The sequence below is a fragment of the Thermus caldifontis genome (genome assembly GCF_003336745.1).
GTDB lineage: Bacteria > Deinococcota > Deinococci > Deinococcales > Thermaceae > Thermus > Thermus caldifontis.
On sequence record NZ_QGMX01000001.1, the window covers coordinates 327,152 to 340,487 of the forward strand.

Here is a 13,336-nt window from a genome sequence, read left to right on the forward strand (position 1 = left end):
ATGCTCCGCTACCGCTTCAGCGCCGAGGACTTCCACCGCATGGCCGAAGCCGGCATCCTCCCCGAGGACGCCCGGGTGGAGCTGGTGGAGGGGGAGATCCTAACCATGAGCCCCGTGGGCAAACGCCACATGGCCACAGTCAAACGCCTTATGGACCTTCTTTTCCCTCTGCAACAAGGAAGGAAAGCCCTCCTGCAGATTCAAGACCCCTTAAGGCTCTCCCCGGAAAGCGAACCCCAGCCCGATCTCGCCCTCCTCGCCTACCGGGAGGACTTCTACCGGGACCGGATCCCAGAGGCCCAAGACGCCCTCTTGGTGGTGGAGGTGGCCGAGACCTCCTTGGAGCATGACCTGGGGGTAAAGGTCCCCCTCTACGCCAAAGCGGGGGTGCCCGAGGTCTGGGTGGTGGACCTGATGCGGGACCGGATGCACGTTTTCCGCAAGCCCACCGGCGAGGGCTACGGCCACCAGGAAGTCCTGGAGGAAGGCGAGCTGGAAATCCTGGGGCTCAAGGTCCCCGTGAAGGAGGTGCTGCCGTGACCCGCCACCGGATCTCCCTGGAGGAGTTCCACCGCATGGTGGAGGCCGGGGTCTTCCCCGAGGACCTCAGGCTGGAACTGGTGGAAGGAGAGCTTTTGGAGATGAGCCCCATTGGCCCCAAGCACGCTTATGTGGTGCGCAGGCTCACCAGCTTGCTAGCCCCCTTGGCCCAGGAGAACAAGGCCCTCCTTTCCGTACAAAACCCCTTGGTGGTGGGCAACTCCGAGCTCTATCCCGACCTGGTCCTCCTCCCCCCTCAAGGGGATAGCCCCCACCGCCATCCCCTGGGCCAAGAGGTCCTCTTGGTGGTGGAGGTAGCTGAGGCTTCCTTGGATTACGACCTCAACATCAAGTCCTCCCTCTACGCCCAAGCCGGGGTGCCCGAGGTCTGGGTGGTGGACCTGGTGCACCGTAAGGTGCACGTTTTCCGCAAACCCCGGGGAGGGAGGTACCAGGAACGGCATGCCTTGGAAGGGGGCGAGCTGGAAATCCTGGGGCTCAGGATACCGGTAAAGGAGGTCCTACCATGACCCGTTACCTCTTCTCCCTGGAGGACTTCCACCGCATGGCCGAAGCCGGCATCCTCCCCGAGGACGCCCGGGTGGAGCTTTTGGAGGGGGAGATCGTAACCATGAGCCCGGTCGGCAAAAAACACGCCTACGCCCTCAACACCCTGGTGGACCTCCTGGCTCCTTTGGTGGGAAAGGCGGTCCTTTCCGTGCAAAACCCGCTGGTGCTCGGCCCCACCACCGAGGTCTACCCTGACCTGGTCCTGCTCACACCCCCCCGGACCCGCTACCGGAACCGCTTACCTGAAGGTCCAGACGCCCTCTTGGTGGTGGAGGTGGCCGAGACCTCCTTGGAGCATGACCTGGGGGTGAAGGTCCCCCTCTACGCCAAAGCGGGGGTGCCCGAGGTTTGGGTGGTGGACCTGGCACGGAACCGGGTACACGTTTTCCGCAAGCCCACCGGGGAGGGCTTCGGCCACCAGGAAGTCCTGGAGGAAGGCGAGCTGGAAATCCTGGGGCTCAAGGTCCCCGTGAGGGAGGTGCTGCCGTGACCCGCCACCGGATCTCCCTGGAGGAGTTCCACCGCATGGTGGAGGCCAGGGTCTTCCCCGAGGACCTCAGGCTGGAACTGGTGGAAGGAGAGCTTTTGGAGATGAGCCCCATTGGGAAACGCCACGCCGCCAAGGTAGCTAAGCTTACCGCCCTCTTCAGCCCCCTCGTGCCCCATAAGGCCATCCTCTTTGTGCAAAGCCCCTTAGGGGTAGGGGATTCGGAGCTTTATCCCGACCTCGCCCTCCTCCGCCCCCGGGCGGACTTTTACGAGGACCACCTGCCCCAAGGGCACGAGGCCTTTTTGGTGGTGGAGGTGGCGGAGACCTCCCTCCACCACGACCTGGGGGTGAAGGTCCCCCTCTACGCCAAAGCGGGGGTGCCCGAGGTCTGGGTGGTGGACCTGGAAGGGGGAAGGGTCCTGGTGCATAGGGAGCCGGGGGAGGGAGGCTACAAGGAGGCGAGGACCCTGGGGCCGGGCGAGACCCTGGCCTTCATGGGGGTGGAGATCCCCGTGGAGGAACTCCTATGAGGAAGACCCTGATCCTCACCGGGGCCAGCCGCGGGATCGGCCGGGCCCTGGCCTTGGAGCTGGCCCGATCCGGCTACGACCTGGTGTTGAACGCCCGCTCGGAAGGCCCCTTGAGGGAGGTGGCGGAGGAGGTTCGCGCCCTGGGGGCCAAGGCGGAGGCGGTGGCGGGAAGCGCCGGCCAGGCCCAGGTGGCCCAAGAGCTGGTGCGGAGGGCCGAGGGCCTAGGGGGGTTTTACGGCTACATCCATAACGCCGGCGTCCTCCACCCGGGGCCCTTGGTCTATGAGCTGGCCGAGCCCCTCTTCTTGGAGGTCCTCGAGGCCAACCTCATCGCCGGCTACCAACTGGCCCGCTTCGCCTACCCCCTTCTGCGGAAAAGGGGGGAAGGGCTGGCGGTGTATGTGGGCTCTGGGGCAGCGGAGTCCAACCTTCCCGGCATCGGGGCCTATGCGGTGGCCAAGGCGGCGGAGGAGCACCTGGCCCGGCAGCTGGCGGCGGAGGTGCCCGAGGTCGCCTGCTTCATCTACCGGCCCGGAGTGGTGGAGACCGACATGCAACGGGCCGCCCGCGAGGCCCAGGGAAGCGCCGCTCCCCTGCTCCATCAGGTTTTTCGCGGGTACAAGGAGGAAGGCCGCCTCCTTACTCCAGAGAAAGCTGCGGAAGCCCTGGTGCGCCTGCTGCAAAAACCGCGGCAACACCATGGCAAGATCGTTTCTTGGAGGGACGCATGAGATCCGACCGCATCAAGAAAGGCTTGCAGCAAGCCCCCGCCCGCTCCATGCTCCGGGCGGTGGGCGTGGGGGACGAGGACTTTTCCAGGCCCTTCGTGGGGGTGGTGAACACCTTCACCGATGGCATGCCCTGCAACTACCACCTCCGCCAGCTGGCCCTGGACGTGAAGGCGGGGCTTAAGGAGGCCGGGGTCTTCCCCTTTGAGTTCGGGGCCCCCGCCATCTCCGACGGCATCAGCATGGGCACCCCCGGGATGCGGGCCAGCCTGGTGAGCCGGGAGGTGATCGCCGACAGCGTGGAGCTGGTGGCCCAGGGTTACCTCTACGACGGGATGGTGGTCCTCTCCGCCTGCGACAAGACCATCCCCGGCGGGGCCATGGGGGTGATCCGCAGTGGGGTGCCCGGCATGGTCCTCTACGGGGGTACCATCGCCCCCGGGGAGTGGGGGGGAAGGAAGCTCACCATCGTCTCCGTGTTTGAAGCGGTGGGGCAGAGGGCTGCGGGAAAGATCACCGACGAGGAACTTTTGGAGATTGAGCGCCGGGCCATCCCCGGCCCCGGGGCCTGTGGCGGCCAGTACACCGCCAACACCATGGCCATGGCCCTCGAGGCCCTGGGCCTTTCCCCCGTGGGCTACAACGCCATCCCCGCCGTGCACCCGGAAAAGCCCAAGGCCACCCGGGAAGCGGGCCGCATCCTGGCCCGGGCCATAGAGCAGGACTGGAAACCCCAAGACTTCCTCACCCGAAGAAGCTTCCTCAACGCCATCGCCGCCGTGGCCGCCACGGGAGGAAGCACCAACGCCGTGCTCCACCTGCTGGCCATCGCCAAGGAGGCGGGGGTGGAGCTTTCCCTGGACGACTTTGATCAGGTTTCCCGCAAGACTCCGGTGATCGCCGATCTCCGCCCCTGGGGCACCTACACCGCCTGGGAACTCTACGAGGCCGGGGGCACCGCCTTGGTCTTTAAAAAGCTTCTGGAGGCGGGGCTTCTCTATGGGGAGGAAAGGACCCTCACCGGCCATACCCTGGCCGAGGAGGTGGAGCGGGCCTACCGGGAGGCGGAGGGGCAGAAGGTGGTCTTCCCGGTGGAAAAGGCCTTAAAACCACAAGGAGGCCTGGTGGTCCTTAGGGGCAACCTGGCCCCAAGAGGAGCGGTCTTGAAGCTGGCCGGCACCGAACGCACCTACTTCGAGGGGCCGGCCCGGGTCTTTGACTCCGAGGAGGCCGCCATGGAAAAGGTCCTGGGCAAGGAGATTCGCCCCGGGGACGTGGTGGTGATCCGTTACGTGGGGCCCAAGGGGGCTCCCGGCATGCCGGAGATGCTTTCCGTCACCAGCGCCATCGTGGGCGAAGGCCTGGGCCCCGAGGTGGCCCTCCTCACCGACGGCCGCTTCTCCGGGGGCACAAGGGGGCTGATGATCGGCCACGTGGCCCCCGAAGCCTTCGTGGGAGGGCCCATCGCCCTGTTGGAGGAAGGGGACCGGGTGCGGATCGACGTGGAGAGGCGCCTCCTGGAAGTGCTTCTACCCGATGAGGAGCTAAAGAAACGCCAGGAGCGCTGGCAACCCCGGCCGCCCGCCTTCACCCACGGGGTTTTCGCCCGCTATGCCGCCCTGGTGCGGCAGGCGGATGAGGGGGCGGTCCTGGAAGACCCCCTTTAAGGGCGCTTCACCTTGTCGGGAGTGAGGTTTAGGCCCCGCTCCCGGCGGATCTCCTCCGCCGTAAAGGCCTCCCCCTTGGCCTGGAGAAGGGCCCTTAGGTGGTTCAAAAGGGCGGCCAGCTCCTCATCCTTGAGCTGGGCGAAGCCGGGCATAAGCCCCGCCTCCCCCTTTTTGCCGTAGAGGACCACCAGCACCAGGTACCGCCTGCCCTCGGGGGTGGCGAAGAGGGGGGCTGCCCCTAGTAGCCCCGGATACGACCGTGTCCCCTGGGCCTTGTCCCCGTGGCAGACGGCGCAGGTTTTGGCCCATAGCCCTTCCACTCCTTGGGCCCAGGCCAGGCCCTGGCCCAAAAGGAGAAGAAGGAGAAGTTTCCTCATGAGGGCAGTATAGCCCACGGGAAGACGAACCGTCTTTAGCGAGCCTTCACCTCGGTCCAGACCCGGTCGTAGAGGGCGATGTCGGGGCCTAGGTCCTTGAGGTATTCCAGCTTGGCCCGCACCTCCTCCGGAGGAAACACCGTGGGGTCCTGGCGCATGGCCTCGGGAAGAAGGGGTAGGGCCTTGGCCACGGGGGTGGCGTAGTGGGTGTACGCCGCCAAGGCCGCGGCGTTTTCCGGTTCCAGCAAAAAGTTGAGGAAGCGGTAGGCCAGATCCTGGCTGGGCCCCCGCTTGAGGACCACCAGGGCATCGGTCCAAAGGGTGCCCCCCTCCTTGGGGATGGCGTAGCGGAGCCTTTCGTCCTCCTGCCTGGCCTGGAGGACATCCCCGGAATAGGCAAGGGCCACCGCCGCATCCCCGCCCAGGATGCGGTTTAGGGCCTCCACCCCTCCAGCGAAGCCCACGGAGCGGCCCTTGGCCTCGAGGAGAAGCCCCTTGGCCTTCTCGAGGGCCTCGGGGTCCGTGGTGTTCACCGAGTAACCCAGGTACTTCAAGGCCGCCCCGATGGTCTCCCGCATCTCGTCCAAAAGGAGGAAGGGCCCCACCTGCTTGCCCGGGTCAAAGAAGACGGCATAGGAATCCACAGGGCCCTTTACCCGATCCTCCCGGTAGGCTAGGCCCGTGGTGCCCCAAAGGTAGGGCACGGAGTACTGCAGGCCGGGGTCGTAGGGGGGGTCCAGGAAAAAGGGGTCCAGGTTGGCCAGGTTCTTCAACCGTTCCTTCTCCAGGGGGGCGATGAGGCCCTCCCGGGCCATCTGGAGCACGTAGTAGTCGGGGGCCACCACCAAGGAGAACTCCCGGTCCGCCCCCGCCTTCAGCTTGGCCAGCATGGCCTCGGGGGACTCAAAGGTGTCCAGGACCACCTTAGCCCCGGTTTCCGCCTCAAACTTCTTGATGAGGTCCTCCGGGATGTAGTCGGCCCAGTTCAGGAAGTACAGGGTCTCCCCCGCCCCGGTAGCCGGCCTCGGCCTGAGGAGAAAGACGCCCAAACCCACCAAAAGGAGCGCCAGCAAAAGGATGCCCAAGCGCTTCATACCCTCCTCCGGCCTAAAGCATACCCCAAGGCCAGGAAGAAGGCGCTAAGGCCGAGGATCAGGGTGGATAGGGCGTGGACCTTGGGGCTTACCCCCAGCTTGACGCTGGAATAGATGTAAAGGGGCAGGGTGGTGGCCCCGGGCCCGGCGGTGAAGAAGGTGACCACAAAGTCGTCCAGGGAGAGGGTAAGGGCCAGAAGGGCCCCCGCCGCCACCCCCGGCCAGGCCAGGGGTAGGGTCACGTGCCAAAAGGTCTGCCACCCTCGAGCACCCAGGTCGCGGGCCGCCTCCTCCAAGGCGGGGTCCAGGAGGAGGAGGCGGGAGCGGACCACCAGGGTCACGAAGGCCACCTGGAAGGTGATGTGGCCCAGGATCACCGTAAGCAGGGAAAGCCGGGGAAAGCCCAAAACCTCCCGGGCCAGGGCGAAGAGGAGGAGGAGGGATACCCCCATGACCACGTCGGGCACCACCACGGGAATATAGAGGAGGTAGGAAAGGAAGCCCTTGCCGGGAAACCGGTAGCGGACGAGGCCCACCGCCAAAAGCGTCCCCAAAAGGGTGGCCACCAGGGTGGACACGAAGGCCACCGTGAGGGTGTTCAGGAAGTATTCCAGGACCCTCGGGTCCTGGAAAAGGGCCCGGTACCAATCCAGGGTGAAGCCGGTGAAGCGCACCCCCCGGCGGCTTTGGTTGAAGGAAAGGGCCACGATCACCAACATGGGCAGGTAGAGGAAGAGGTAGACGAGAAGGGCGTGAAAGGATAAAAGCCGCTTCATACCAGGTCCTTTAGCCCCCTTTCCCCCTGGATGCGGGCGTAAATAAACAGGGAAAGGAGGACGAAGCCCATGAGGAAGACGCTCAAGGCCGCCCCGAAGGCCCAGTCCCGGGTAAGGCCAAACTGCTGCTGGATGAGGTTGCCGATCAAGACCACCCTGCCTGCCCCCAGGAGGTCCGCCACCACGAAGGTGCCCATGGCGGGGATGAAGACCAAGACACTTCCCGCAAAAAGCCCAGGGTAGGTCTGGGGTAAGACCGCATGCAAAAAGGCCCTCAAAGGCCTGGCCCCCAGGTCGTAGGCCGCCTCCAATAGCTGCCAGTCTAAGCGCTCCACGCTGGCGTAGACGGGAAGGACAAAAAAGGGCAGAAAGGTATATACCGTGGCCAGAAGGACCGCATAAAAGGAGGGGTAGAAGGTAAAAGGCCCCAGGCCAAAGGCCCCCAATAAGGCGTTCACCAGGCCTTCCCGCTGCAAGAGGACCAGCCAGGCATACACCCGGATCAAGAAGTTGGTCAAAAAGGGCAAAAGTAGCAGGAAAAGAAGGAGGTCCCGCCGGGGATGGCGGGCGATGTAGAAGGCCAGGGGATAGCCCATGAGGGCAGAAAGGAGGGTGGCCAAAACGCCCAGCAAAAGGCTTTGGGCAAAGGCTTCCAGGTAGACGGGCTTAAGGAGCTTGGCATAGTTGTGGACGCCCCAGGGCCCGCTGAGTTCCCCATAGGGTCCGCGGGTGAGGAAGGAGGCCACGAGAACCAAAAGGGTGGGGATGAGGACAAAGACCCCTAGCCAAAGCCCCCCAGGGCCCACCGTCACCAGGACCCGGAAAAGCCGCCGCCAGGGGGTAGCCGCCTCATTCATGGAGCACCACCAGGTTCTCCGGGGGAAGGTAGCAAAGAACCTCCTCCCCATAGGAAAACTCCTCCGCCCCTGGCTCCTGAAGGTCCTGGTTGAGGGTGTAGGCCAGAAGCCTCACCTCCCCTGAGCGCAGGTAGTACTGGTTTTCCGCCCCCGTGTAGACGATCTCCTCCACCCTGGCCCGCACCAGGTTGTCCCGGGCAGGGGCCCCGTTCCCCATGGGGTAAAGGCGGATCTTCTCGGGCCGGATCACCAAGAGGGCCTCCCGCACCAGGGGCTCCTTCAGGCGCAAGGGACCCAGAGGGGTTTCCGCCCCCAGGGGATGGGGCCTTGCGGGAAGGAAGTTGGAACGGCCCAGGAAATCCGCCACGAAGCGGTTTTTGGGCCTTTCATAGACCTCGTCGGGCAAGCCCACCTGCTCAATCCTTCCCGAGCGCATCACGGCAATGCGGTCGGACATGACCAAGGCCTCCTCCTGATCGTGGGTGACGAAGATGAAGGTGGTGCCGAGCCTTCGCTGAAGCTGCATGAGCTCCACCCGGAGCTCCTGGCGGAGCTTTAGGTCCAAGGCGGAAAGGGGCTCGTCCAGAAGGAGCACCTGGGGTTCCAGCACCAGGGCCCGGGCCAGGGCCACCCGTTGCCTCTGCCCCCCGGATAACTCCCTTGGGTAGCGCCTTTCCAGGCCCACAAGGTCCACCAGCTCCAAGGCCCAGGCCACCTTCCTGCGGACCTCCCCCGGGGAAAGCCCCTTCATGCGGAGGCCAAAGGCCACATTCCCCTCCACGGTCATGTGGGGAAAGAGGGCGTAGTTCTGGAAGACGGTGTTCACGGGCCGGTCGTAGGGGGGAACCCGGGAGACGTCCCGGCCTGCGATCTCTATGCGGCCCGCATCCGGGGTATCAAACCCGGCGAGAAGCCGCAACAGGGTGGTCTTCCCGCAACCCGAGGGCCCCAGGAGGCTAAAGAACTCGCCCTTTTGCACCTCGAGGTCCACGCCATCCAGGGCCACCACCTCGCCAAAACGCTTGCTTACCCCCACAAGGCGGACCAGCGCTTCCCCGGCCACGGGGCCTAGTTTAGGGTGCCAGGGTCCAGGGCACAACCCTCATGGGGTTGCCCGGTCCCGGTGCACGAGAAGCACCAGGCCCAAGGAGAGGAGGGTGGCCATGAGGCTGGATCCTCCGTAGGAGAAAAGGGGCAGGGTAAGGCCCGTTACCGGCATCACCCCCAAGGCCACCCCCAGGTTCACCAGCACCTGGAAGCCCAGCATCCCCCCTACCCCGGCGACAAAGAGGCGGTCGGATAGGCGGGGGCACTCCAGGGCCACACCCAGGATACGCAGGAGAAGAAGCCCATAAAGGGCCAGTAAGGCTGCCACCCCCACAAACCCCCACTCCTCGGCCCACACGGCGAAGACGAAGTCCGTGTGGCGAAAGGGAACAAAGCCCAGCTGGGTCTGGGTACCTTGGCCATACCCCTTGCCGAAAAGCCCTCCCGAGCCGATGGCGATGGTGGACTGGATCACCTGAAAGCCCTGGCCCAGGGGGTCCCGGTAGGGATCCAAAACGATGAGGACCCGCTCCCGCTGGTAGGGCTTGAGGTTGGGCCAGACCACGGTGGGCACCAGGAGAACCAGGGCGAGAAAGCCCACCAAGATGTGCTTCCAGGGCAGCCCCCGCACGAAGAGCACGGCGAAGGCGCCAAAAAGGACCACCAGGCTACCCCCCAGGTCCGGCTGCAGGAGGAGGAGGGCCAGCACCGGAGCCGTCAACAGGCCCGGCAGGAGGTAGTCCCACACCCGGCGCACCTCCCGGGACTCCAGAAGCCGGGCCAAGGCCAGGATCAGGCCCAGCTTGGCCAGCTCCAGGGGCTGGAACTGCAAGGGGCCCAGGACAAACCAGGCCTTGGCCCCGTTGATCTCCCGGCCGAAGGCCAAGACGGCCACCAGGAGGAAGAGGGAAAGGGCGTAAAGGGGGTAGGCCAGGGCGAAGATGCTGCGGCGGGAGAGGAACTGCACCCCCACCGCCAGGAGGAGACCCAGGCCCAAGGCCACAAGCTGACGGCTTACGAGGCTAGGGTCGGGAGCGGCGCTTCGCAGGTTGAAAAGCCCCAAAACCGCGAGGGTTACGGCCAGGAGGATCAGGCCCCAGTCGTAGGCCAGAAGGTTCGGGCGCCGGAGCACCATGGGCCTTTACCGTAGGGGAATATCGGCGATCAGGACCATCTTCTCCCCCCGCTCCTCCAGGGCCACGTTCACCTCCTCTTGCGCGGGGAAGTAGCGGCGAAGCACCTCCAAAAGGTCCCGCTTCAGGTTCTCCACCAGGCCCGGGGAAAGCTTCGCCCGGTCGTAGGCCAGGACCAGCTTGAGCCGCTCCTTGGCCTTCTCCTTGCTCCGCCTGCGCCACCACATCAGCGACCTCCGAAGAGCCGGCGGATCACCGACAACAGCCCCTGGCTATCCTCCAGGTTGCGGAAGGGAACCTCCTCGCCCCGGATGCGGCGGGCGGTGTCCATGTAAGCCACGGCGGCGGGGCTTGTCCCCTTGAGGACCAAAGGCTCCCCCTGGTTGGTGGAGACGAGGACCTGCTCGTCCTCGGGGATGATGCCAATGGGCTTAAGGCCAAGGATCTCCACCACGTCCTCCACGGAAAGCATATCCCCCCGGGCCACCATCTTGGGCCTCAGACGGTTGATGATGAGGAAGTTTTCCCGAACTTCCCGGGCTTCCAGGAGGCCGATGATGCGGTCGGCGTCCCGCACGCTACTGACCTCGGGGTTCACCACCACCAAGGCCCCTTCCGCCGGGGTGGCGGCGGTCTGGAAACCCTTTTCGATGCCGGCGGGGGAGTCGATGAGCACACGGTCAAAGCCCTCCTCCTGGAGGAGGTGCTGGATAAGCTCCTTGAAGCGAACTGGGTCCAGGGACTCCTTATCCTTGGTCTGGGAGGCGGGGAGGAGGAAGAGGTTTTCTATGCGCTTGTCCCGGATCAGGGCCTGGCGCACCTTGGCCCGCCCCTCCAGAACGTCGATCAGGTCAAAGACCACCCGGCCCTCGAGGCCCATGACCACATCCAGGTTCCTGAGGCCCACATCCACATCCACCACCGCCACCTTCTCCCCCAGTTTGGCCAAGGCCGCCCCCAGGTTGGCGGTGGTGGTGGTCTTCCCCACGCCGCCCTTGCCCGAAGTCACCACAATGGCTTTCGCTTTCACCTTTTGCCCTCCTGAACGACCTCCAATATCTCGTCCAATCCGCTTAGAAATTCCAAAACCCGCTTACCCCGCGGGGTCAGGACATATTCTACCCGGGGCGGCACCTCCGCGTAGGCCTGCCGCTGGACGAACCCCAGGAGGTGGAGCTCCCGAAGCCGCTCCGCCAAGGTGCGGGGGGAAAGGCCCAGCAAGGTCCCCAGATCGGAGAAGCGGGAGGTGCCGCGGCTTAAGGCAAAGAGCACCTCGGGGGCTCCGCGCCGGGCCAGCACCTTAAGCACCTTCCGGGTGGTCTTGGAGAGGGCCATGGCCCAATGCTAGCAAAAGAAGGCATAGCTATCCACAGGTAAAGCCTTGGCCCCCACCCCTGGGTCCTTGAACCCCCAAGGAGTAGGCTAAAAGGGGGATGAGAGGGGAAACGAAACCCGACTGGAAGGACTTCCTGGCCCTGGTGCTGGCCACGTATAGCCTGCTCCTGCCGCCCCTTTTCCTGATCCTAGGGGCCCTTTTCCTCTTCCTTTTCCTGGTGCGGATTTTCCTGTAAAACTAGGGCATGGAAGGCCTCTTTGAGTCCCTGCCGGAGGGTTACCGGGAAAAGCTGGGCCGCCCCGGGGAGTATCCCTACACCCGGGGCATCTACCCGCGGATGTACCTGGACAGGCTCTGGACCATGCGCCAATATGCGGGCTTCTCCACCGCCGAGGAGTCCAACGCCCGCTACCGATACCTACTTTCCCAGGGCCAGACAGGCCTAAGCGTGGCCTTCGACCTGCCCACCCAGCTGGGCCTAGACCCCGACCACCCCATGAGCGTGGGGGAGGTGGGGCGGGTGGGGGTGTCCATCGCCACCCTGGAAGACATGAAAAGGCTCTTTGAGGGCATCCCCCTGGACCAGGTTTCCACCAGCATGACCATCAACGCCCCCGCCATGATGCTCCTGGCCCTCTATCTCCTGGTGGCGGAGGAACAAGGGGTCCCTTGGGAGAAGGTCTCCGGCACCGTGCAAAACGACATCCTCAAGGAGTACTTCGCCCGGGGCACCTACATCTACCCCCCGGGGCCTTCCATGCGCCTGGTAACGGATATCTTTGAGTTTTGCGCAAGGCATGTCCCCCGCTTCAACACCATTTCCATCTCCGGCTACCACATCCGCGAGGCGGGCTCCACCGCCGCCCAGGAGATCGCCTTCACCCTGGCTGACGGCAAGGCCTACGTGAAGGCCGCTCTGGAGCGGGGCCTTAAGGTGGACGAGTTCGCCCCCAGGCTCTCCTTCTTTTTCGCCGCCCATGGGGACATCTTTGAGGAAGCCGCCAAGTTCCGGGCCGCAAGGAGGCTTTGGGCCCGCATCATGCGGGAGGAGTTTGGGGCCAAGGACCCGAAAAGCTGGGCCCTCCGCTTCCACACGCAAACAGGGGGCTCCACCCTCACTGCCCAGGAGCCCCTAAACAACGTGGTGCGCACCGCCTACCAGGCCCTGGCGGCGGTGCTGGGGGGCACCCAGAGCCTCCACACCAACGCCTACGACGAGGCCCTGGGCCTGCCCACGGAAAAAAGCGCCCTTCTCGCCCTACGCACCCAGCAGATCCTGGCCTTTGAAAGCGGGGTCACCCGGGCCATTGACCCCTTAGGGGGAAGCTTCTACGTGGAGCACCTCACGGACCAGCTGGAAAGGGAAGCGGAAAGGCTCATCCGAGAGATCGACGCCTTAGGGGGTGCGGTGGCGGCGGTGGAGGCGGGGTATTTCAACCGGGCCATAGAGGAGTCCGCCTGGCAGTTCCAGAAGGAGGTGGAGGAGGGCAAGCGGATCATCGTGGGGGTGAACCGCTTTGCCGATCCCCATAGCCCCCTCAACGAGCCCACCCCCGTGCAGGGCATAGACCCCGAGTTGCACGAGAAGCGCAAGCGGGAAATGGCTGAGTTCAAGGCCCGTCGGGACGGGGAAAGCGTGCGGATCGGCCTGGAAAACCTGCGCCGGGCGGCAAAAGGAAGCGAGAACCTATTCCCCTACGTGCTGGAGGCCCTCCGCCGCCGGGCCACCCTGGGGGAGGTCTCTGGGGTGCTAAGGGAGGAATGGGGGGAGTACCAGCCGGGGAGGTGAGGCGTGGAGAGCGAGGCGGAACTCTGGGCCTTTCTGGAAAGGCATTTGGCCAGCATCTACCAAGGCGATCCCGAAGGCTACCGGGCCACCACCCACGAGGAGCTTTCCCTCTACGAATGGTTTGTGACCCCACACCGGTTGGACGGGCTGCCCTTCCACCTTTACATGACCGAGCGCCGCTGGGCCACCGGAGGCAAGCCCTACCGCCTGGACCTCTTGGAAAAACGCCTCCAGCGCTACGGGGACGTGGCCATCTTCAGCTACACCCTGCTGCTTACCGTGGAGGAGGAAGAAGGCCTAAGGCACCGGGCGGTGAACGAAAGCCGGGTGGCCGTGCGCTTCCCCGAGGGCTGGCGGGTGGTGCACGTGCACAAGAGCCCGGCCCAGTAGCCTCCCACCCCA

Annotated in this window: 18 protein-coding genes; 9 read left to right on the plus strand and 9 right to left on the minus strand. The window is 65.0% G+C overall.

Annotated features, from left to right (window positions below):
• Genes DK874_RS03515 through ilvD form a run of 6 tightly spaced genes read left to right on the plus strand, consistent with a single transcriptional unit; the run spans position 1 to position 4,525 of the window.
• Entirely contained in the window at positions 1–540 is a 540-nt protein-coding gene (locus DK874_RS03515) for a Uma2 family endonuclease (protein ID WP_114312646.1), read from the plus strand.
• Positions 537–1,070: a Uma2 family endonuclease gene (locus DK874_RS03520; protein ID WP_114312647.1), complete on the plus strand. Its 534-nt coding sequence runs from the start codon at positions 537–539 to the stop codon at positions 1,068–1,070. The genes DK874_RS03515 and DK874_RS03520 overlap by 4 nt, the downstream gene beginning before the upstream one ends.
• On the plus strand, positions 1,067–1,600 hold the full coding sequence (locus tag DK874_RS03525; RefSeq protein WP_114312648.1) for a Uma2 family endonuclease: 534 nt from the start codon (positions 1,067–1,069) through the stop codon (positions 1,598–1,600). Before DK874_RS03520 ends, DK874_RS03525 begins: the two co-directional genes overlap by 4 nt.
• A complete protein-coding gene (locus DK874_RS03530) occupies positions 1,597–2,130 on the plus strand; it encodes a Uma2 family endonuclease (RefSeq protein ID WP_114312649.1) in 534 nt (177 codons plus the stop codon). Before DK874_RS03525 ends, DK874_RS03530 begins: the two co-directional genes overlap by 4 nt.
• On the plus strand, positions 2,127–2,861 hold the full coding sequence (locus tag DK874_RS03535) for an SDR family NAD(P)-dependent oxidoreductase (protein ID WP_114312650.1): 735 nt from the start codon (positions 2,127–2,129) through the stop codon (positions 2,859–2,861). The genes DK874_RS03530 and DK874_RS03535 overlap by 4 nt, the downstream gene beginning before the upstream one ends.
• Positions 2,858–4,525 carry a dihydroxy-acid dehydratase gene (gene ilvD, locus DK874_RS03540; RefSeq protein ID WP_114312651.1) on the plus strand — a complete coding sequence of 556 codons (1,668 nt, stop codon included), beginning with the start codon at positions 2,858–2,860 and terminating at the stop codon, positions 4,523–4,525. The genes DK874_RS03535 and ilvD overlap by 4 nt, the downstream gene beginning before the upstream one ends.
• Here the strand turns inward: ilvD and DK874_RS03545 are convergent.
• The 9 genes from DK874_RS03545 to DK874_RS03585 are packed head-to-tail and all read right to left on the minus strand — an operon-like array spanning position 4,522 to position 11,144.
• Positions 4,522–4,902, minus strand: coding sequence for a c-type cytochrome (locus tag DK874_RS03545; protein WP_114312652.1), 381 nt, complete (start codon positions 4,900–4,902; stop codon positions 4,522–4,524). The two genes, ilvD and DK874_RS03545, sit on opposite strands and share 4 nt — an antisense overlap.
• A 35-nt stretch (positions 4,903–4,937) precedes the next feature.
• Positions 4,938–5,996, minus strand: a complete 1,059-nt coding sequence (locus DK874_RS03550; protein ID WP_114312653.1) for a polyamine ABC transporter substrate-binding protein — start codon at positions 5,994–5,996, stop codon at positions 4,938–4,940.
• Complete coding sequence (locus tag DK874_RS03555) at positions 5,993–6,772, minus strand: ABC transporter permease (protein ID WP_114312654.1); 780 nt, start codon at positions 6,770–6,772, stop codon at positions 5,993–5,995. Before DK874_RS03555 ends, DK874_RS03550 begins: the two co-directional genes overlap by 4 nt.
• Positions 6,769–7,629 carry an ABC transporter permease gene (locus DK874_RS03560; protein ID WP_114312655.1) on the minus strand — a complete coding sequence of 287 codons (861 nt, stop codon included), beginning with the start codon at positions 7,627–7,629 and terminating at the stop codon, positions 6,769–6,771. The genes DK874_RS03555 and DK874_RS03560 overlap by 4 nt, the downstream gene beginning before the upstream one ends.
• Entirely contained in the window at positions 7,622–8,692 is a 1,071-nt protein-coding gene (locus tag DK874_RS03565; protein ID WP_162798704.1) for an ABC transporter ATP-binding protein, read from the minus strand. Before DK874_RS03565 ends, DK874_RS03560 begins: the two co-directional genes overlap by 8 nt.
• 39 nt (positions 8,693–8,731) lie before the next feature.
• Positions 8,732–9,811 (minus strand): rod shape-determining protein RodA, encoded by a 1,080-nt coding sequence (gene rodA, locus DK874_RS03570; RefSeq protein ID WP_114312657.1) that lies wholly within the window; start codon positions 9,809–9,811, stop codon positions 8,732–8,734.
• A 6-nt stretch (positions 9,812–9,817) separates the two neighbouring features.
• Positions 9,818–10,036 (minus strand): cell division topological specificity factor MinE, encoded by a 219-nt coding sequence (minE, locus tag DK874_RS03575; protein WP_114312658.1) that lies wholly within the window; start codon positions 10,034–10,036, stop codon positions 9,818–9,820.
• The gene (gene minD / locus DK874_RS03580; protein WP_114312659.1) at positions 10,036–10,839 is read right to left on the minus strand and encodes a septum site-determining protein MinD; all 804 of its coding nucleotides are present in this window, start codon (positions 10,837–10,839) and stop codon (positions 10,036–10,038) included. The genes minE and minD overlap by 1 nt, the downstream gene beginning before the upstream one ends.
• Entirely contained in the window at positions 10,836–11,144 is a 309-nt protein-coding gene (locus tag DK874_RS03585; protein ID WP_114312660.1) for a winged helix-turn-helix transcriptional regulator, read from the minus strand. Before DK874_RS03585 ends, minD begins: the two co-directional genes overlap by 4 nt.
• 98 nt (positions 11,145–11,242) lie before the next feature.
• Here DK874_RS03585 and DK874_RS11735 point away from each other — a divergent pair, with 98 nt between their 5' ends.
• From DK874_RS11735 to DK874_RS03595, 3 genes are read left to right on the plus strand one after another with little or no spacing between them, the layout of a single operon-like run.
• On the plus strand, positions 11,243–11,380 hold the full coding sequence (locus tag DK874_RS11735; RefSeq protein WP_205387551.1) for a hypothetical protein: 138 nt from the start codon (positions 11,243–11,245) through the stop codon (positions 11,378–11,380).
• Positions 11,381–11,389: 9 nt separating this feature from the next.
• Positions 11,390–12,934, plus strand: coding sequence for an acyl-CoA mutase large subunit family protein (locus DK874_RS03590; RefSeq protein WP_114312661.1), 1,545 nt, complete (start codon positions 11,390–11,392; stop codon positions 12,932–12,934).
• Positions 12,935–12,937: 3 nt separating this feature from the next.
• Positions 12,938–13,324 carry a nuclear transport factor 2 family protein gene (locus DK874_RS03595; RefSeq protein WP_114312662.1) on the plus strand — a complete coding sequence of 129 codons (387 nt, stop codon included), beginning with the start codon at positions 12,938–12,940 and terminating at the stop codon, positions 13,322–13,324.
• The last annotated feature ends 12 nt before the right edge of the window (positions 13,325–13,336 follow it).